16 protein-coding genes are annotated in these 19,046 nt (G+C 68.6%); 4 read left to right on the forward strand and 12 right to left on the reverse strand.

Going from position 1 to position 19,046, the window contains the following annotated elements; genetic code table 11:
- Positions 1–84 precede the first annotated feature (84 nt).
- The 4 genes from AC3WQM_RS25250 (at position 85) to AC3WQM_RS25265 (ending at position 3,148) form a co-directional block, all read left to right on the forward strand.
- Positions 85–999: an acyl-CoA thioesterase gene (locus AC3WQM_RS25250; protein WP_489060131.1), complete on the forward strand. Its 915-nt coding sequence runs from the start codon at positions 85–87 to the stop codon at positions 997–999.
- 43 nt (positions 1,000–1,042) lie between these two features.
- Positions 1,043–1,651: a glutathione S-transferase gene (locus AC3WQM_RS25255; protein WP_492682565.1), complete on the forward strand. Its 609-nt coding sequence runs from the start codon at positions 1,043–1,045 to the stop codon at positions 1,649–1,651.
- Between the two features lie 157 nt (positions 1,652–1,808).
- Positions 1,809–2,522, forward strand: a complete 714-nt coding sequence (locus AC3WQM_RS25260; RefSeq protein WP_492682567.1) for an SDR family oxidoreductase — start codon at positions 1,809–1,811, stop codon at positions 2,520–2,522.
- Positions 2,523–2,539: 17 nt separating this feature from the next.
- Complete coding sequence (locus AC3WQM_RS25265) at positions 2,540–3,148, forward strand: class I SAM-dependent methyltransferase (RefSeq protein ID WP_492682569.1); 609 nt, start codon at positions 2,540–2,542, stop codon at positions 3,146–3,148.
- Positions 3,149–3,170: 22 nt separating this feature from the next.
- Here AC3WQM_RS25265 and AC3WQM_RS25270 read toward each other — a convergent pair whose 3' ends face one another.
- From AC3WQM_RS25270 to AC3WQM_RS25325, 12 genes are all read right to left on the reverse strand, one after another.
- A complete protein-coding gene (locus AC3WQM_RS25270) occupies positions 3,171–3,899 on the reverse strand; it encodes an ABC transporter ATP-binding protein (protein WP_492682571.1) in 729 nt (242 codons plus the stop codon).
- Positions 3,896–4,651 carry an ABC transporter ATP-binding protein gene (locus AC3WQM_RS25275; protein ID WP_492682573.1) on the reverse strand — a complete coding sequence of 252 codons (756 nt, stop codon included), beginning with the start codon at positions 4,649–4,651 and terminating at the stop codon, positions 3,896–3,898. Before AC3WQM_RS25275 ends, AC3WQM_RS25270 begins: the two co-directional genes overlap by 4 nt.
- On the reverse strand, positions 4,648–5,640 hold the full coding sequence (locus tag AC3WQM_RS25280) for a branched-chain amino acid ABC transporter permease (protein ID WP_492682575.1): 993 nt from the start codon (positions 5,638–5,640) through the stop codon (positions 4,648–4,650). The genes AC3WQM_RS25275 and AC3WQM_RS25280 overlap by 4 nt, the downstream gene beginning before the upstream one ends.
- Positions 5,637–6,557 (reverse strand): branched-chain amino acid ABC transporter permease, encoded by a 921-nt coding sequence (locus AC3WQM_RS25285; RefSeq protein ID WP_139704271.1) that lies wholly within the window; start codon positions 6,555–6,557, stop codon positions 5,637–5,639. The genes AC3WQM_RS25280 and AC3WQM_RS25285 overlap by 4 nt, the downstream gene beginning before the upstream one ends.
- Positions 6,558–6,687: 130 nt before the next feature.
- The gene (locus tag AC3WQM_RS25290) at positions 6,688–7,893 is read right to left on the reverse strand and encodes an ABC transporter substrate-binding protein (protein ID WP_492682577.1); all 1,206 of its coding nucleotides are present in this window, start codon (positions 7,891–7,893) and stop codon (positions 6,688–6,690) included.
- 157 nt (positions 7,894–8,050) lie between these two features.
- On the reverse strand, positions 8,051–8,290 hold the full coding sequence (gene atpE / locus AC3WQM_RS25295; protein ID WP_062476044.1) for a F0F1 ATP synthase subunit C: 240 nt from the start codon (positions 8,288–8,290) through the stop codon (positions 8,051–8,053).
- A gap of 148 nt (positions 8,291–8,438) precedes the next feature.
- Positions 8,439–13,160 (reverse strand): Ig-like domain-containing protein, encoded by a 4,722-nt coding sequence (locus tag AC3WQM_RS25300; RefSeq protein ID WP_492682579.1) that lies wholly within the window; start codon positions 13,158–13,160, stop codon positions 8,439–8,441.
- Between the two features lie 214 nt (positions 13,161–13,374).
- Positions 13,375–14,226 carry a class I fructose-bisphosphate aldolase gene (locus AC3WQM_RS25305; protein ID WP_095950695.1) on the reverse strand — a complete coding sequence of 284 codons (852 nt, stop codon included), beginning with the start codon at positions 14,224–14,226 and terminating at the stop codon, positions 13,375–13,377.
- 46 nt (positions 14,227–14,272) lie between these two features.
- Complete coding sequence (locus tag AC3WQM_RS25310; protein ID WP_492682581.1) at positions 14,273–15,253, reverse strand: aldo/keto reductase; 981 nt, start codon at positions 15,251–15,253, stop codon at positions 14,273–14,275.
- 14 nt (positions 15,254–15,267) lie between these two features.
- A complete protein-coding gene (locus AC3WQM_RS25315; RefSeq protein WP_492682583.1) occupies positions 15,268–16,302 on the reverse strand; it encodes an ABC transporter permease in 1,035 nt (344 codons plus the stop codon).
- Complete coding sequence (locus AC3WQM_RS25320) at positions 16,299–17,834, reverse strand: sugar ABC transporter ATP-binding protein (RefSeq protein WP_492682585.1); 1,536 nt, start codon at positions 17,832–17,834, stop codon at positions 16,299–16,301. Before AC3WQM_RS25320 ends, AC3WQM_RS25315 begins: the two co-directional genes overlap by 4 nt.
- The gene (locus AC3WQM_RS25325) at positions 17,831–18,877 is read right to left on the reverse strand and encodes a substrate-binding domain-containing protein (protein WP_492682587.1); all 1,047 of its coding nucleotides are present in this window, start codon (positions 18,875–18,877) and stop codon (positions 17,831–17,833) included. The genes AC3WQM_RS25320 and AC3WQM_RS25325 overlap by 4 nt, the downstream gene beginning before the upstream one ends.
- Between the last annotated feature and the right edge of the window lie 169 nt (positions 18,878–19,046).

Raw genomic sequence — 19,046 nt, forward strand, 5'->3', positions numbered from 1 at the left:
GCCGCTGACCGGGCCGCGACAGCGCGCGGGCCCGGCCTTTGCTATCGTCGAGGGCTGCTTTTTTAGCCCAGAAATCTCCCCCCGATGACCCCCGAACCCGTCCTTGCCGCCCGCCTCGTTGCCGACCTCGTCGCCCTCATGCAGCTCGAACCGCTGGGCGGCGACCGCTTCCTGGCCCAGAGCGAGGACATCGGCACGCCCGCCGTCTTCGGCGGCCAGGTGCTCGGCCAGTCGCTCAGGGCCGCCAGCCTCACGGTCGGCGCCGAGCGCCCGGTGCATTCGATGCACGCCTACTTCCTGCTGCCCGGCGAGCACGCGCCCATCGAGTACAGCGTCGACCGCGTGCGCGACGGCCGCAGCTTCACCACGCGCCATGTGGTGGCGCGCCAGCAGGACCGCATCATTTTCGAGATGTCGGCCTCGTTCCAGACCGTGGACGAGGGCGTCGAGCACCAGTTCCCCATGCCCGCCGTCGAAGGCCCCGAGGGCCTGACCAGCGAGCTCGACCAGCGCATCGCGCTCGGCGACCGCCTGCCCGAACCCTGGCGCTCCAAGGCCATCCAGCCGCACGGCATCGAGTACCGGCGCGTCGACCCCGAAGACCTGCTGCGGCCCGAGGTGCGCCCCACCGAGAACCAGAGCGCCATCTGGATGCGCGCCATCGCGCCGCTGCCCGACGACCCGACGGTGCACCGCGCGCTGCTGGCCTACGCCTCCGACCACGGCCTGCTGCGCGCCGCGATGCTGCCGCACGGCCTGAGCTTCATGAGCGGCCAGGTGCGCCCCGCCAGCCTGGACCACGCGATGTGGTTCCACCGCGATTTCCGCTTCGACGACTGGCTGCTCTACGTGGTCGACTCGCCCAGCGCCGGCGGTGCGCGCGGCCTGTGCCGCGGCAGCCTCTACACGCGCGACGGCCGCCTCGTGGCCTCGGCGGCGCAAGAGGGCATGCTGCGCATCCGCAAGCCGGGATCGCCGCGCACGCCGATCACGGGCTGAACGGCCTGCCTCTTTTTTCAACACCTACTCGCTCACTCCGGCCATGAAGATCTTCTTCTCTCCCGCGTCTCCCTTCGTGCGCAAGTGCATGGTCGTGGCCCACGAGCTGGGCGTGGCCGACCGCATCGAGAAGCTGCCCAGCGCCGCCGGCCCGGTGAAGCGCGACGCCCGCATCCTGCCGACCAACCCGCTGGGCCAGGTGCCGACCTTCCTCACCGACGACGGCCAGGCGCTGTTCGACAGCCGTGTGATCTGCGAGTACCTCGACACGACACACGGCGGCAGCCTGTTCCCGGCCACCGGGCCCGCGCGCTGGGCGCGCCTGACCGAGCTGTCGCTGGCCGACGGCATGACCGGCGCCGCACTGCTCGCGCGCTACGAGACCATGCTGCGCCCCGAGGCGCTGCGCTGGAGCGACTGGACCGACGGCCAGCTCGACAAGGTGCGCACCGGCCTCGAATGGCTGGAAGCGGCGTCGCCGTCGTTCGGCGATCGCGTCGACATCGGCACCATCGCCTTCGGTTGTGCGCTGGGTTACATGGACTTCCGCTTTCCTTCGGTGGACTGGCGCGCGCAGGCGCCGAACAGCGCGAAGTGGTTCGCCGCGTTCAACCATCGGCCGTCGATGCAGGCCACGTTGCCGACGGCCTGATCTGCTGTTCAGGGCGAAGCCCGGGGGACATTCGCGGAGGGAAGTACCCGGTGGCCTGTGCACGCGCCCTGGACGCAACCCCCACAAAGCACGCGCCCCCACCCATGGCGCCCTCGCCACAATGCGGGTTTCGATTGAACGAACCCAAGGAGCCCGCATGCCTTCAGACACCCCCCAAAAAGTAGCCATCGTCACCGCCGGCGGCAGCGGCATGGGCGCCGCCGCGGCGCGCAAGCTCGCGGACGACGGCTTTCGCGTGGCCATCCTGTCCTCGTCGGGCAAGGGCGAGGCGCTGGCGCAGGAACTCGGCGGCCTCGGCGTCACCGGCTCCAACCAGTCGAACGACGACATCCAGCGCCTCGTGGACCAGGTCATGGCCGAATGGGGCCGCATCGACGTGCTCGTGAACAGCGCCGGCCACGGCCCGCGCGCGCCGATCCTGGAGATCAGCGACGACGACTGGCATCGCGGCATGGACGTCTACTTCCTGAGCGCCGTGCGCCCCGCGCGCCTTGTGACACCGCACATGGTGAAGCAGGGCGGCGGCGCGATCATCAACATCTCGACCTTCGCCGCCTTCGAGCCCGACCCCGTGTTCCCGACCTCGGGCGTGTTCCGCGCCGGCCTCGCGGCCTTCACCAAGCTCTTCGCCGACCAGTACGCCAAGCACAACGTGCGCATGAACAACGTGCTGCCCGGCTTCATCGACAGCCTGCCCGAGAAAGAAGTATTCCGCGAGCGCATCCCCATGGGCCGCTACGGCCGCAGCGCCGAGATCGCCGCCACCATCGGCTTCCTGGCCTCCGAGGGCGCGGGCTACATCACGGGGCAGAACCTGCGCGTGGACGGCGGCATCACGCGCTCGGTCTGAACCCGGCAAAGGCGCCCATGACCGCCCCCACCCCGGTGCGCCAGCACATGGACCGCACCCTTGCGTCCTATGAAGCGTCCGCGCGCGACTACAACGCGATCGTGGCGGGCCACCGGCCGCCCGAGATCGAGGACGCGGTGCGCCGCATGATGCAGCGCGTGCCCGCCGGCGGCACCGTGCTCGAGATCGGTTCCGGGTCGGGGCAGGACGCCGATTTGGTCGAATCCCTGGGCGGCGTCGTGAGGCGCACCGATGCGGTCCAGGCGTTTCTCGACCTGCAGGCCGAGCGCGGCAAGAAGGGCGAGCTGCTCAATGTCGTCACGAATGCGCTGGGCGGGCCCTACGACGCGATCCTGGCGATGTGCGTGCTGATCCATGTCGATCGCGCGCAGATCGCGCCGGTGCTGCGCAAGGTGTTCGACGCACTCGTGCCCGGCGGGGCCTTCCTCGCGGCCATGCGCATCGGCGAAGGCGAGACCCTCGGCGACTACCAGACCGTGTACTGGCCGAAAGAGGCGTTCGCCGACGCGCTGGCGGCGGCGGGCCTTGACCTGCAATGGGACAGCCAGTGGATCGGCCGCGACGACGTGACGTGGGCCAACTTCCTGGCGTGCCGTCCGCGCTAGCGGCGAACGGACGAACGCCGGCTCACACGCCCAGGTAGCGCGTCCACAGCGACCGGTCGGCGTCGAGCGCGGCCGAGTCGCCCTGCCACACCACGCGCCCGCGTTCGAGGATCACGTGGCGGTCGGCCAGCGGCAGCAGGCGCTGCACGTACTTGTCGACCACGAGGATCGCCTCGCCTTCGGACTTGAGCGTGGCGATGCAGTGCCAGATCTCCTCGCGGATCACCGGCGCCAGGCCTTCGGTGGCTTCGTCGAGGATCAGCAGGCGCGGGTGCGTCGACAGCGCGCGCGCAATGGCCAGCATCTGTTGCTCGCCACCCGAGAGCTGGTTGCCCGCGTTGGCCTTGCGCTCCGACAGGCGCGGAAAGAGCTTGTACAGCGCCTCCACGGTCCAGCGCGGCGCGCTGCCGGGCCGGGGCCGCGCGAAGGCGCGCAGGTGCTCGTCCACGCTGAGGTTGGGGAACACATGGCGCCCCTCGGGCACGATGGCCATGCCGCGCCGCGCGATGGCGTCGGGCCGGTGGCCGCCGATGGCCGCGCCGCAGAACTGCACGCCGCCGCGCATCGGCGCGATCGTGCCGGTCAGCACCTTCAGCAGCGTGCTCTTGCCCATGCCGTTGCGGCCCAGCAGCGCCATGACCTCGCCGGGGCCCACGCGCACGTCGATGCCGAACAGCACCTGGCTGGCGCCGTAGCCGGCTTCGATGGCGGTGGCCTCGAGCAGGGTGGATGTCGTGGTCGTCGTGCTCATGCGTGTCCTTCCGCTTCGGTGCCGAGGTACACGGCCTGTACGTCGGGATGACCCCGCACTTCGTCGGCCGTGCCGCTCATCAGCACCTTGCCCTGCACCAGCACCGTGAGCCGGTTGGCGAGGCGGAACACGGCGTCCATGTCGTGCTCGATGAGCAGGATGGCCATCGATTCGCGCAGCGATTCGATCAGATCGACCATGCGCGCCGACTCGTCGGGGCCCATGCCGGCCATCGGCTCGTCGAGCAGCAGCAGCTTGGGTTCGGCGGCCAGCGCCAGCGCCACGTCGAGCGCGCGCTGTGCGCCGTGCGGCAGCGTGCCCGCGATGCGGTGGCGCTCGCTGCCCAGGCCCACGCGGTCGGCCAGTGCGACGGCGCGGTCGACGAGGTCGCGTTCGTTGGCGCGCGGCGCGAGAAAACGCAGGCTGCTGCCCGCATGGGCCTGCGCCGCGAGCATCAGGTTGTCGTGCACCGTTTCCTTGGCGAACACGCGCGTCACCTGGAAGCAGCGCGACATGCCGGCGGCCACGCGCTGGTGGTCCTTGTAGGCCGTGATGTCCTGCCCGTCGAGCATCAGCCGGCCCGCGTCGGCCTCCAGCAGGCCGGTGATGAGGTTCACCAGCGTGGTCTTGCCCGCGCCGTTGGGACCGATGAGCGCATGCACCTCGCCGCGCTCCACCGTGAGGTTCACATGGTCGGTCGCCAGCAGGCCGCCGAAGCGCTTGACCAACCCTTCGATTCTGAACAGGCTCATGGCTTGGCGCTCCCTGCGGCGCCTTGCGGCGTGACGGCGGCGGCGGCAGCAGCCGTGCGGCGTTTCGTGGACAGTGCGGCCAGGCCGCGCGGGGCCCAGAGGGCGACGGCGATCAGCAGCAGGCCCAGCGGCATGTGCCAGTGCTCGGTGTGCTGCTTGAGCGCTTCCTCGAGCACCAGCCAGACCACGGCGCCCACCGGCCCGCCCCAGCTGCGGCCCAGGCCGCCGATGACGACCATCACCACCAGCGTGGCCGACTGCGTCCAGTGCATGGTCGCGGGGCTCACGAAGCCGTTGCCGCCGGCCAGCAGCGCGCCGGCCAGCCCGGCGATCGCGCCCGCGATGGCAAAGGCCACGAGCTGCAGCCGGAACACCGGGTAGCCCAGCGCGCGCATGCGCGTCTCGTTGTCGCGGATGCCCATCAGCGCATGGCCGAAGCGCGCCTGCGTGGCGCGGTGCAGCCACCCCAGCGCGAGCGCCACCACCACGAGCACCACCCAGTAGAAGGTCGATTCGTTGCCCAGGTCCAGGCCCGGCAGCAGCGTGGGGCGCGACATCAGCGTGTAGCCGTCGTCGCCGCCGTACTTGCGCAGCGACACGACGACGAAGTACAGCATCTGCGCAAAGGCCAGCGTGGTCATGATGAAGTACACGCCGCGCGTGCGCAGCGCCACCGTGCCGATCAGCGCGGCCACCAGGCCGGCCACCAGCGCGGCCAGCGGCCACAGGATCCAGGCCGACATCACGCCGGCGTCGCTGAGCGCCACCACCGTGTAGGCGCCCATGCCGATGAAGCCCGCATGCCCGAGCGCCACCATGCCGCCAAAGCCGAGGATGAAGTTCAGGCTCGCGGCGGCCAGCGCGACGATGAGCACGCGCCGCACGAAGCCGATGTAGAAGTCGAGCCCGAACAGCGGCGCGACCAGCGGAAAGGCCGCGAGCGCCACGAGGAGCAGCCCGAGGCCGAAGGTGCGTGACGAGGGTTTCATGCGCGGGCCGAAAAGAGGCCGGAGGGCCGGAAGATCAATACGACGACCATGAGCGCGTACATCGCGACCTCGGCGAACAGCGGCCCCAGGTCGGCCGCCGTGGCGGGCGGCAGCGTGGCGCGCAGCAGCATCGGCACGAAGGCGCGGCCGATGGTGTCGACCACGCCGACCAGCAGCGCGGCCACGAAGGCACCGCGCACCGAGCCGATGCCGCCGATCACCAGCACCACCAGCGCCGGGATCAGGATGGCTTCGCCCATGCCCACCTGCACCGCGACGATCGGGCCCATGAGCGCGCCGGCCAGCGCGGCCAGCGCCGCGCCGAGCAGGAACACGCCGTTGAAGATGCGGCCCACGCGCACGCCCATCAGCTCGGCCATCGGCCGGTCGGACGCGCCTGCGCGCACCCGCATGCCGATGCGCGTGTGGTTCACGAGCACGTACAGCGCCAGCGCCATCAGCACGCCGCCCGCGAGGATCACGAGGCGGTACGAGGGGTAGGGCAGGCCGTCCATCAGCTCGACCGGGCCCGAGAGCGCGGCCGGCGTGGGTGCCATCACGGGCGAGGGGCCCCAGATCATCTTGACGATGTCGTCGGCCACCAGGATCACGCCGAAGGTGGCGAGCACCTGCGCCAGGTGGTCGCGCTTGTAGAGGCGGCGCATCAGCAGCACCTCGATGAGCAGCGCCACGACCACGGTGACGAGCACCGCGACCACGATGGCGGCGGCGAACGAGCCGGTGCGCGTGTGCGCCTCGGCCGCCACATAGGCGCCGGCCATGAACAGCGAGCCGTGCGCCAGGTTCAGCACGTCCATGATGCCGAACACCAGCGTGAGGCCCGCCGCCAGAAGAAAGAGCATCAGGCCGTAGCCGATGCCGTTGAGCAATTGCTCGAGGACAAGAATTCCGCTCATAGCATCCAAGGAGTGCCCGTATTCATTTCGGGAAACACCGAGGAACCGGCTTTGCCGGGCCTCAGGTGTTGCCCCCGGAAGGGGGTTGGCGAAGCGACACGAAGTGCGCGAAGGCTGGGGGAGAGCCTATTTATTTCATGGAGCACTTGCTGGCGTAGCTGTCGCCATAGTTGGTCAGCACGGTGTTGATCAGCTTGTTCGTCACCTTGCCTTGCGCGTCCTTGCCGATCACGCGCAGGTAGAAGTTCTCGATGGGGAAGTGGTTGTTGGCGTACTTGAAGGTGCCGCGCGTCGAGGCGTAGTTGGCCTTCTTCAGGGCGGCGACCACGGCGTCGCGGTTCTGCGCGTTGCCGCCCGATTGCTTCACGGCGGCGTCCATCGCGAGGATCGCGTCATAGGCCTGCGCGGCGTACACCGACGGGTAGCGGCCGTTGTATTCCTTGCGGAAGGCGGCCACGAAGGCCTTGTTGGCGGCGTTGTCCAGGTCGTGCGCCCAGTGCGAGGTGTTGAACAGGCCGAGCATGGGCTCGCCCACGGCGCCGATCACGTCCTCGTCGGCCGAGAAGCCGCTGGTGACGAGCGTGATGTCCTTCGACAGGCCCGCGCCCACGAATTGCTTGATGAAGTTGATGCCCATCGCGCCGGGCAGGAAGAAGTAGATCGAGTCGGGCTTGGCCGCGCGCAGCTGCGCGAGCTCGGCGGCGTAGTCGATCTGGCCCAGCTTGGTGTACAGCTCGTCGGCCACCTGGCCCTTGAACTGGCGCTTGAAGCCGCCCAGGGCATCCTTGCCGGCCGGGTAGTTGGGGGCGATCAGCACGATCTTCTTGAACGCACGGTCTTGTGCGAACTTGCCGGCGGCCTCGTGGAACTGGTCGTTCTGGTAGGCGGTGCCGAAGAAATAGGGGCTGCACTGCGCGCCGGCGAACTGGCTCGGGCCGGCGTTGGCCGACAGGTAGGGCACCTTGGCGTTGAACAGCGTCGGACCCACGGCCAGCGCCACGTTGGAGCCGATGGGGCCGCTGAAGATGTCGATCTTGTCGCGCTGGATCATGCGGTCGACCAGCTGCTTGGCCTGGTCGGGGCTGCCGGCCATGTCGGCCTGCACGAACTCCACGTCCTGCCCGCCGAGCTTGCCGTTCAGCTGCTTGATGCCCAGCGCGAAGCCGTCACGCGCCTCGGCACCCAAAGCCGCGAAAGGCCCCGAGATGTCAAGGGCCAAACCCACCTTGACCGGCGCGGCCACGGCCGACACCGAGGCCCCGAGGGCGGCGCCGCACAGCAGCAGCGAGAGCAGGGTGCGCGGCAGCGCGGGCGATTTCAGGAACGTGGGGCGCATCGGGTTCTCCGGCTAGGGAAGGGTTGAGACAACTGAACTGTTGATAGTTAAATACTTTAGCCGTAAACAATTCGGTGTCAACGGTACTAGCACGAATGGTGCCAGTGAACCGTGTCGCCTTCGCCGCACCGGACCCTCGCGAAAGGTTACGCAAACGTCAACCGAACGGACTTGCGGTGGCGAACCAGAGGCCGATGCCGGTTGCGATGATGAAGGCCCCGTCGGTCACGCCGGCGACCAGGAAGAACTTGGTCTGCAGCGTGTCGACCAGCTCGGGCTGGCGCGTCGTGCCTTCGAGAAACTTCTGGCCCACCAGCGCGATGCCGATGCACGAACCCAGTGCGGCAATGCCGATCAGCAGGGCGACGGCGAGCGGGAGGATGTTGAAGCCGGTCATGGTTTTTTCTCCTGGTGGTTGATGAATCGATGGACCCACTGTTCCAGAACGGGTGCATCGAATCCATGACGCGGGAGGTCATGCGCCAGACGAAAAAAAGGCCGGCCGTCGAAACGGCCGGCCTGGGGTCAGGCGCGAAGCGGGGTGCTTACGGCAGCTGTGTCCAGTTCTGGTTGTTCCCGCCGTTGCAGGTCCAGGTGATCAGCGCCGTGTCCTGCGTGGTCGAGCCGTTCGGCACGTCCAGGCAGGAGCCCGAGGCGCGGTTGCGCACCGTGCCGCCCACCAGGCTCCACTGCGCCGTGTTGCCCGCCGAGCAGGCCACCTGCACCACGGCCGCGTTCGTGGTCGCCGTGCCGTTCTGCGCCAGGCACAGGCCGCTGTGCTCGGCGATGAACTGCACGTAGCCGCCGGTGACGGGCGTCATGGTGAACTTCTCGTTGCCCGCGTTGCCGCACGGCCATTGCACCGCCGTCGCGCCGCTGGTGGTCGAGGCGCCCTTGATGTTCACGCACATCGTCGGGTTGAGGTCGGAGCGCAGCCGCGTGACCACCGCCGGGGCGGTGTCCTGCGAGCGCACGTACTCGCGCAGCGCCACCACGTCGTTCGCCGGCAGGCTGGAGGCGTTGCCGTGGCCGCCCGCGAGCAGGTCCTGCAGCGTGGCCGCCTGGCCGTTGTGGAAGAACGCGGTGGTGTTCCAGGTGCCCGACAGGGTCGGCGTGTCGAAGCCCACGCCCGCCAGCGGCTGGTTGCTGCCCTTGCCCGACGAGGCCTGGATGGTGCCCACGTCGTGCCGCAGGCCGTCGCGGAAGGTGGCGCCCGTGTGGCAGGTGGCGCACTGGGCCGTGTTGAACACGGTCTGTCCGCGCACCGCGTCCACGCTCAGGCTGCCGTCCGCGGCGCGCGCCGGGCTGCGCATGTACTTGTTGAGCGAACCCAGGTACACGGCCAGGTCGTCCAGCTGCGCGTTCTTGCCGGCCTTCGGGGCGCCCAGCGGGGCCTGCGTGGCGGCCCAGTCGGCGTTGCTCAGGAAGCCGGTGCCGCCGAACTCGTTGCGGATGTCGTTCTCGAAGTCCTGCACCTCGTCGAAGTTGGCCGTCCAGTGCAGCTTGCCGTGGCTGGTGCCGCGCCGCCCCTGCAGGCTGATGGTGCGGCGCAGGCCTTCGCCGCGCTGGGTGAAGTCCCACACCATGCCGTCGTCGCCGCCGTCCGCGTGGCAGCTGGCGCAAGACATGTAGTTGTCCTTGCTCATGCGCCGGTCGGCCGCGTTGTAGAACACCTGCTTGCCGCGCAGCGCCGCGGCGGCCATCGGCTCCTGCGCCACGGTGGCCACGTTCTGCAGGAAGATCGCCGCGCTGGTCTCGGCCGACAGCACCTGCGCCACGTCGTGCACCGACACCGAGCGCGCCAGGAAGTTGTTCACGAACAACCGCTTGCGCGCCGCATCCAGGTACAGGCCGTGCGGGGCGCTGCTGGCGTTGATCTCGCCGCGAATCGCGCGGGTGTAGCTGTCGACGATGGCGACGCGGTTGCCTTCCATCTGCGCCACGAACAGGTAGTCGCCGGCGGGCGAATACAGCGCGGCGCGCGCGGGGGCGCGGTCGTCGAAGTCGATCTGCTCGGAGAACACCTCGGCGGCGCTTTGCAGGTTCACCTGCGACAGGATGGAGCGCACCGTCTGGTCGTGCGGCAGGTCCTTGCCGTCGCGGAAGCGGCCGCGCACGATGTTGTCCTTCTTCGAAGGCAGCACGGCGCGCGAGCCGTCGGGCGAGATCACCACCTGGCTCAGGTAGTTGGCCACGCCGCGCGCGCGGCTCTCGGTGTCGACGGTCGTGGTGTCCACCGGCAGCGCGATGGTCTGCAGCGCGGTCAGCGTCTGCAGGTTCACCTTGTGCAGCTGGCCGCCCGTCATCTTCGACTTGAAGCGCGTGACGTAGGCCACCTGCGAGTCGGCGCTCACGGCGATGCCGCGCACGCCGCCCTCGAGCGCCATCGCACCGGTGGTGGCGCCGTTGCTGGGGTCGAAGCTCATGAGCACCGACTTGCTTTCCAGCGTGAGCAGGCCCTTGGCGCCGTTGGGCGTGAAGGCCACGCCGTACGGGCCGCTGCCGTAGGCCAGCGGCACCGACACCGACTGCGAACCGTCGGCGGCGTTGAGCGCCACCAGCTTGTCCTCGCCCTGCACCGCGACCCAGATGCGGCCGTCGGGGCCCACGGCCAGCGTCTTGGCCTCGTCACCCACGCGCACTTCCCACAGCTTGGCGAGGGTCTGCGCGTCGATGGCGGCCACCGTGCCGCTGTCGGGGTTCACCGAGTACACCCGGCTCGCATCGCCCGCGATGTTGGTCGTGTGCGTGGGCGCGGTCGCGGTGACCGGCGCGATGACGGTCACGTTGTAGGTGTAGTAGGTCTCGCGGCCGCTGCTGTCCTTCACCGTCAGGGTCACCGTGTAGTGGCCCGGGGTGGTGTAGGTGTAGCTGGCGTTGGGCTGGTTCGAGAACGCCGTCTGCGTGCCGTTGCCGAAGTTCCAGCGGAACTGCACGCCGCTGGCGCCGAGCGTCGCGGGGTTGAAGCTCAGCTGGCCGTTGACCAGCTTGGGCCCGCCGCCCAGGCCCGGGTCGCCGATGAGGGCCTGGCCGCGCAGCGTGTCCACCTCGGCCTGGCCGAGCACGCGGCCGTACACGCGCACCTCGGCCAGCGTGCCCTTGAAGAGCGCGGTGTTGCCCTGGATCTGCCCCATGACCTGGAACTTGGTCGACAGGCCCTTGGTGCCGGTCGGCCCGGTCGACGTGGTCTTCACGCCGTCGACGTACACCGCCTGCGCGCCCGAGGCCGCGTCGCGCGTGAGCACCACGTGGTGCCAGTTGCCGTCGTTCACGGCCGCGGTGGAGGTGGTGCCGCCGTCGTTGCCCACCGAGAGCTTGATGCGCCCGCCGGTGTCCAGCCAGCCCCAGAACACGTCGTCGGTGCCGCCCGACTGGTCGCGACCGAAGATGCCGGGCGCGGTCCAGGAGTTGGCGCCGCCGGCCTGCGTGGTCTTCATGTAGAAGCTCAGCGTGGCGGTGCCGCCCAGCGCGCTGGCCACGGTGTCGTTCTTCAGCGGCACGCCGGCGGTGCGGTTCGCGAAGTTCAGGCCGATGCTCTCGAACGCGTCGCCGGTGGCGGGGGTGCCGTTGTTGGCGCCGATCTGGTCGCCCAGGTTGCCCGTCAGCGGCCAGTGGTGCATCAGGTTGATGTCGCTGGCGTTGCCGGTGTTGAAGGTGGAGCGGTAGTCGGCGCCGATGGCGTTGCCCGCATAGTCCTTCACGCCGTTGGCCGGCAGGAACACTTCATAGCTCGTGCCCGGCTGCAGCGGCTGCGCGGGGTGGAAGTTGACGATGCCCAGCTGCACGCTGTAGGTGCCCGCCAGCGTGTTGCCGCCCACCGGGCGCACGATGAAGGTGTTGCTGTTCACGCTCTCGGGCAGGATGTTGTCGGTCATGCCCAGGCCGATGCGCGAGCTGAGGGCCTGCTGCTTGGCACCGTTCACGGGCGAGACCTGCTTCACTTCGGGCTTGGTGGTGTCGGGCTCGACCGAGTGCACGACGAAGCCGCTGCCCGAGCCGTGGTCGTTGCCCACGAAGACGAGGTTGCCGAACATCGCGACCTGGCCGTTGTCCGAGTGCGAGAAGTTCGGGTCGTCCTCGCGCAGGATGCTGCCGCGGCCCACCTCCACGTGGTTGAGCGGGTTGCTCACGTCCACCTTGTGGATGCGCGTCTGCGCGCCCTGGATGACGTAGTTGTCCTGCGTGGCGCAGTACAGCTGCTCGTCGATGACGAGCCGGTTGTCCTCGGCCACGAAGCGGGAGCGGTCGCTCAGGTCGTAGCTGTACATCTTGGCGCCGCTGCCGCGTGCCGACGCGTGCACGTTGCGGCCGTCGAAGCAGGTCGCGTAGTAGAACGGCGTGGCGCCGGCGATGGAATCGAGCACCTTGGGGTTGAGCGGGTCGGAGATGTCCAGGCTCGCGAAACCGCCGTTGCTTTCCATCGCGGTCAGCACCATGTGGTTGCCCATGGTGAAGATCGGGCCGATGCGGAAGCCGCCCAGCTCGCCGGTGGGCACCGGGTTGGGCTTGCCGGCGCCGCGGTTGGCGACCACCGCGTTCGCGGGGTCCGTCGCGTCGACGATGAAGATGCCGCGGCCCGCCGAGGCCACGTACAGGTAGGGCGCCTGCCACCACAGCTGCCAGGCCACGTTCTCGTAGTCGCCGCCGCTCACGCCGGGCAGCGCCAGCTTCTTCACCTGCTTGATGTCGTTGATGTCGGTGAAGTCCCAGAACTCCACGCCGTTGATGCTGGGCAGCACGACGTAGGTCTTGCCGCCGATCTTCGCGGTGCCGAAGGAGTGCGTCTCGCGGAACTCCTTGGTGCGGCCGCCGGTGGCGTCATCGGGCTCGTAGATCTTCTTGACGAGCTTGATCTGGCGCGGGTTCGACACGTCGTACAGCAGGAAGCCGCCCGGGCCGAGGCCGCTGTCCGGCGCGAAGGAGGTGAGGAAGTAGCCGTTGACCATGATGCCGGCGTTCATGCCGTAGTCCTTGCGGCCCGGGTACGTGGCGGGCACCTCACGCGACTCGTAGGCACTGCTGTGCGCCGGGTCGAGCGGGTGCGCGGCGCTGGTGATCATCGACACCGGCTTGAACAGTTCCGCCGAGGTGTAGGTGAGGTTGCCCAGGCCCGGCCCCTGCAGCGGGAGCGGGTCGGCCACGACAGCGGCAGCCGCCGTGGCCATCTTGTTGAGGGTCGTCATCGGACTGACCCCGGTGATTGCCGCATGCGTCAGCAATGTGACGCACGGCACCAGGAACGCCATCAGGAAATACCGGATCTTCATCGTCGCCTCCAGGTTGTTTGAAGTTCGCAGGGAACCCTCTTGTCCTTGGTTCTCTCGAGTCACTCGGTCGCTTGCAGGGAAAGCGCACGCGCAGGCGCGCCCCCGGCGGGCAACGCATGCGTTGTCCGCCGTCCACTTCCTCTTCTTCTGTCTTGCTCTCCCGCTGGTTGGCGCCGGCGCCTTCCGCGTGGAAGGCACCGGCGCCTGGGCGCTCTTATTTCACGCCGCCCGATTCGTAGATAGCCCAGGCCGCTTCGGCGCTGGCACCGTCGTGGATCATGGCCATCAGTGCGCTCACCACCGCCGAGGGGTTGGCGTGTTGGTAGACGTTGCGGCCGTACACCATGCCGACCGCGCCCTGGTCCAGGAGCACGCGCGAACGCGCGAACACCTGCTGCAGGTCTTCGCGCCCGCCGCCGCGCACGAGCACGGGGCAGCGCGCGGCCTGCACCACGCGGTGGAAGTCGGTGGCGTCGGTGGTGGGGTCGGCCTTGACGATGTCGGCGCCCATCTCGCGCGCCAGGCGCGTGAGCGTGACGATCTTCTCGGCGTCGCCGTCCACCATGTAGCGGCTGGTGGCGGTGGGGGCCTGCATCACCAGCGGCTCGATCATGAGCGGCATGCCGTAGCGGTCGCAGTCGGCGCGCACGCGGGCGATGTTCTGCACGCACTGGCGGAACAGGTCGGGCTCGTCGGGCAGCATGAACAGGTTGACGACCACGCAGGCCGCGTCCCGCTGCACGGCGGGCAGCACCGGGTCGTCCTGGTTCTGCAGCACGGCCCACATCACGCGGTGGTGCACGGCGTTGTAGGGGTTGCCCATGTCCAGGCGCATCACCAGCGCGGGGCGATCGCGCCCGGGCCGGTCCTGCAGCAGGTCGGACTGCCCGTAGTTCAGCTGGATCGCGTCGGGCTTGGCGGCCACGAGCTTGTCGATCACGCCGGGCATGTCCTCCAGGCCGTCCAGGAAGGTGGGTTCGTTGCACACGCCGTGGTCCAGGGCGATGTCCAGGCAGCGGCCGTTGTGCAGCAGGCGGTTGAGCCGCGCGGTCTTGTCTTTCGACATGAAGGAAGAACTCCGTGTTGAGGAAAAAGGAAGAAAGGGCGCGCGCTCAGGCGAGCGCGTCCAGGTGGCGCTTGGCCGCGGCGTCGATCAGCTGCAGGGCTTCGCTGTCGAGCACGACCGCGCCGGCGCCGGCGTTTTCAATGGCCTGCTGGCGCACGCGTGCACCGCACAGCGCCACCGAGACGGTGCCGCGGGCCACGGTCCACGCGATCATCATCTGGCCGAACGAGCAGCCCAGGTGCGTGCGCAGCGGCTCCAGCGTGTCGAAGAAGGCCTTGAGCTTGGCGCGGTTGGCCTCGCTGAAGCGCGGGTTGGCGGCGCGCTGGTCGTCGCCCTTGAACTCGCGCGCGGGGTCGATGGGCCCGGCCAGCAGGCCCAGCGCCAGCGACGAGTAGCCCAGCACCGCCACGTTGTGCTCGGCGCACAGCGGCGCGAGCGTGGTCTCGATGCCGCGGTCGATGAGGCTGTAGAGCTCCTGCGCTGCATCGACCGGGCCGTGCTTCAGGTACTCCGAAAGAATCTCGGGCGTCGCGTTGCTCACGCCGATGGCGCGGATCTTTCCCTGCTTCTTGAGCGCCAGCAGCGCGTCCATGGTCTCGGCCACGGGCGTGGTGTGGTCCTGCCAGTGCGTGATGTACAGGTCGATGTAGTCGGTCTGCAGGCGCTTCAGGCTCTCTTCGCATTCATGGAAGATCGAGTCGCGTCCGAGGTAGCGGTACACCGGGTGGCCGTCTTCCTCGAAGAAGTGCGTGCCCTGCTGCGTGTGCCACACCAGGCCGCACTTGGTGGCGATCACGGCCTCGTGGCGGCGGCCCTTGAGCGCGGTGCCGACGATGCTCTCGGAGCGGCCCAGGCCGTAGGCCGGTGCGGTGTCGATCAGGGTCACGCCCGCATCGAGCGAGGCCTGGATGGCGATCACGGCAGCGGCGTTGTCGCCGCCGCCCCACATCCATCCGCCCATGGCCCAGGTGCCCAGGCCGATGGCCGAGCATTCGATGCCCGAGGGGCCGAGGGTGGTTTTCTTCATTGGGGTTGCGCTGCTCATCGCTTGGTCTTTCTCGTGTTCAGGATGTGGTCGATGGTCACGGCCGCGAGCAGGATCAGGCCCTTGATCACGTCCTGCCAGTAAGGCGACACGTCGAGCAGGATCAGCGAGCTGGTCACCACCGACAGCAGGGCCAGGCCGAGCACGGCGCCGAGCACGGTGCCCGAGCCGCCCTTGAGGCTGGCGCCGCCGATCACGGCCGCGGCAATCACGTTGAGTTCCATGCCCATGCCGAAGGTCGGCGTGGCGGCGCCGAAGCGCGCCGTGTAGATCACGCCGGCCAGGCCCGCCGAGGCGGAGCACAGCACCGTGACCCAGAACTTCACGCGGCCCACGCGGATGCCGGCGTACAGCGCGGCCTTCTCGTTGCTGCCGGTGTAGAACACGCGGCGCAGCAGGGTGGAGCGGCGCAGCACGAAGTCGCTCACGATCACGATGGCCAGGAAGATCAGGATCACGGCCGGCACGCCGAACAGCGTGCCCTGGCCGATGAACTTGAACTCGGCCGGCAGCGAGAACAGCGACTGCGGCGTGCCCTGCGTGAGCGCCAGGCACAGGCCGCGCACGATCACCATGAAGGCCAGCGAGGCGATGAAGTGGTTCAGCCCGATGCGCGTGACACAGCCGCCGATCATGGCGCCGATGAGGCCGCTCGCGCCGATGGCCACCAGGCTCGCGAGCCACGGGTCCATGCCCATGAGAAAGAGCTTGCCGGTCACCACCATCGCGAAGCACACCACCGAGCCCACCGACAGGTCGATGCCGCCGACGATGAGCAGGATGGTCATGCCCACCACCACGATGCCTTCGATGGAGAAGGACAGCAGCATCGCGCGCACGTTGTCCCAGGTGAGGAAGTAGGGCGATGCGAAGCTCATCGCAACGCACAGCGCCACGATGATCAGCACCAGCCCGGCCTCGCGCATGCTCGTGAGCTTGTTGGCCTGCTTCACGGGGTCTCCTGTTCGGCGGGGTTGCAGGGAGCCGGCCGTGGCCGCGGCGCCTGCGTCGATTCTGGTCGGAAAGTTCATGCCATTGCCTCTTCGGGTTCGCAAAGTCCGGAGGCCAGCCGCAGCAGGGCTTCCTCCGTCATCTCGTCATGGGCCAGTTCGCCCGCCAATCGCCCTTCGCGGATCACCAGTGCGCGGTCGCACAGGCCGATGATCTCGGGCAGTTCGGAAGAGATCACCACCACGCCCACGCCCTGGTCGGCCAGGTCGCGCAGGATGTGGTGGATCTCGGATTTCGCGCCCACGTCCACGCCGCGCGTGGGCTCGTCCATCAGCAGCACCGCGGGTTGCGTGGCCAGCAGCTTGGCGATCGCCACCTTCTGCTGGTTGCCGCCCGACAGGCTCGACACCTCGATCGCCACGCCGTCCGACTTCAGGTTGAGCTTGGCGCCCAGCTGCACCGCGAGCCGGTGCTCGGTGGCGCGCTGCAGCAGGCCCAGGGCCGAGCTCACGCGGCGCAGTGCCATCGACGAGATGTTCTGCGCGATCGGCAGGTCGAGGAACACGCCGGCCGCCTTGCGGTCTTCGCTGAGGTAGGCGATGCCTTCGCGCAGTGCATCGCTGTACTTGCGGATGGCCAGCGTCTTGCCGTTCAGGCGCACGGCGCCGCGCCGCGCGGGGCGCAGGCCGCACACGGTCTCGGCCAGCTCGCTGCGCCCGGCGCCCATGAGCCCGGCGATGCCGAGGATCTCGCCGCGTTGCAGCGTGAAGGAGATGCCGTGCACGCGCTCGTCGTCGGCGATGCCGTCGACTTCGAGCACGGGGCCGGCGTTCGCATCGGCGGCAGCGGCGGATTGCTTGGGCGGGTAGTAGTTGCCCAGGTCGCGCCCGACCATGCGGCGCACCAGCTCGTCGGGCGTCATGCCTTCGAGCGGGCCACTGTGCACGTTGCGCCCGTCGCGCAGCACGGTGGCGCGGTCGCAGTGCGTGAAGATCTCGGCCATGCGATGGCTGATGTAGATGATGCCGATGCCCTGCGCCTTGAGGTCGTGCAGCACCCGGAAGAGCGCGGCCGATTCGTTGTCGGTGAGGGCGGCGGTGGGCTCGTCGAGGATGAGCACCTTGCAGTCCAGCGTGAGCGCCTTGGCGATCTCCACCAGCTGCTGGCTCGAAATGCTCAGGTCGCGCACCAGCGCGGCCGGGTCGATGTCCTGGCCCAGGCGCGCCAGCACTGTCGCGGCGCGCGTGTTCAGCGCGGAGAAGTTCATCCACGCCTGCTTGCCGGCGTTGATTTCCGGCATGAAGATGTTCTCGGCCACGGTGGCGTCGGCGCACAGGGCGATTTCCTGGTGCACCAGGCCGATGCCCAGGCGCATGGCGTGGGCGGGGCCGTCGATGACGACCTTCTGGCCGCACAGCACGATCTCGCCTTCGTCGGGCTGGTGGATGCCGTCGATGATGTTCATCAGCGTCGACTTCCCCGCGCCGTTCTCGCCGCACAGGGCGTGGATCTCGCCGGCCTGCAGCGAGAAGTCCACGCCCGAGAGCGCGCGCGAAGCGCCGAAGCGCTTCGCGATGCCGCGCAGTTCAAGCAATGCGGCAGGGGTGCTCACTCGCCGATTCCCTTGGTGCCACGGCGGGCGAGGTACTTGTCCCAGTAGAAGTCGTCGGCGTTGGCCTTGCTGACCACGGCCAGGCCGTTGTCCAGGAAGGGCACGGCCATCGGGTTGGTGCCGTTGCGCTTGGCGTCGTTCATCGGGTCGATGAGGCCGGGGTTCTTGGCCAGGAACAGCATCATCATGCCCATGTAGCCCTGCATGCCCTGGTTCGGGTTGATGGCACCGAACACGTCGCCCGACTTGATCATGTCCAGGATCTTGGCGTTGACGTCGCAGCACATCACCTTGATGTTCTTCTTGGTCTCGACCTTGGCTTGCGCCGCGCCGAGCGCCGAGTTGGCTTCGGGCATGAACAGCGCGCCCAGGTTCGGGTTGGCCTGCGCCAGGCTCAGCACGGCCTGGTAGGCTTTGTTCGGGTCCTGGTTGCTGGCGGCGCGGCCGACCAGCTTCATGCCGGGGTGCTTGGCCTTCATGCGGTTGATGAAGGCGGCGATGCGGCGGTCGTGGTTGTCCTGGCCCGGGTTCTCGAGCACGGCGTACTCGCCCTTGCCGTTCAGCGACGCGGCGATCGCGTCGGCGGCCTGGTTGCCTTCGCGGTCGTTGTCGGAAGTGATGAACGAGGTGCGCTTGGAGTTGGGAGAGTCGGCCGCGAAGGTCACGACCGGGATGCCCATCGCGGCGGCGCGGTTGATGGGTTCGATGAACGGGTCGGGGTTCATCGGGTGCAGCAGGATGCCGGCGGGCTTGCGCGCCAGTTCCTGCTCGAACGAAGCGAGCTGCTTGTTCACGTCGTACTCCGGCGTGCCGGTGTAGCGGGTGCGAACGCCCAGCGTGCGGCCGAGCTGCTTCATCATTTCGTAGACCGGGAACCAGTACTCGACGCCCGAGACCATCACGTTCATCACGTAGACGTCGCTGGCATTGCCGCGCAGGCCGGCACCTGCCGCAGGGGCTGCGGACTGCTGCTGCGCAAATGCGCTCGCACCGGCCAGGCCGATACCGGCGGCGGCTGCGGACTTCAGGAAATTACGCCTCATTCTTTGTCTCCTCACGTTGACTGGCAGAGCTTTCGGCCTGCCATTGCGTGGCAGACCTGTGGACCGTGGTGTCACGACAGTTGTTATGACAGGCTAGAATGTAATGGCGGGCCGTTTCACCCGATAACTAGGGGAAACGCTACTGGTGACAGTCTTTTTTTCCGCCGAA

The organism is Variovorax sp. FW301-JW7, assembly GCF_058788795.1.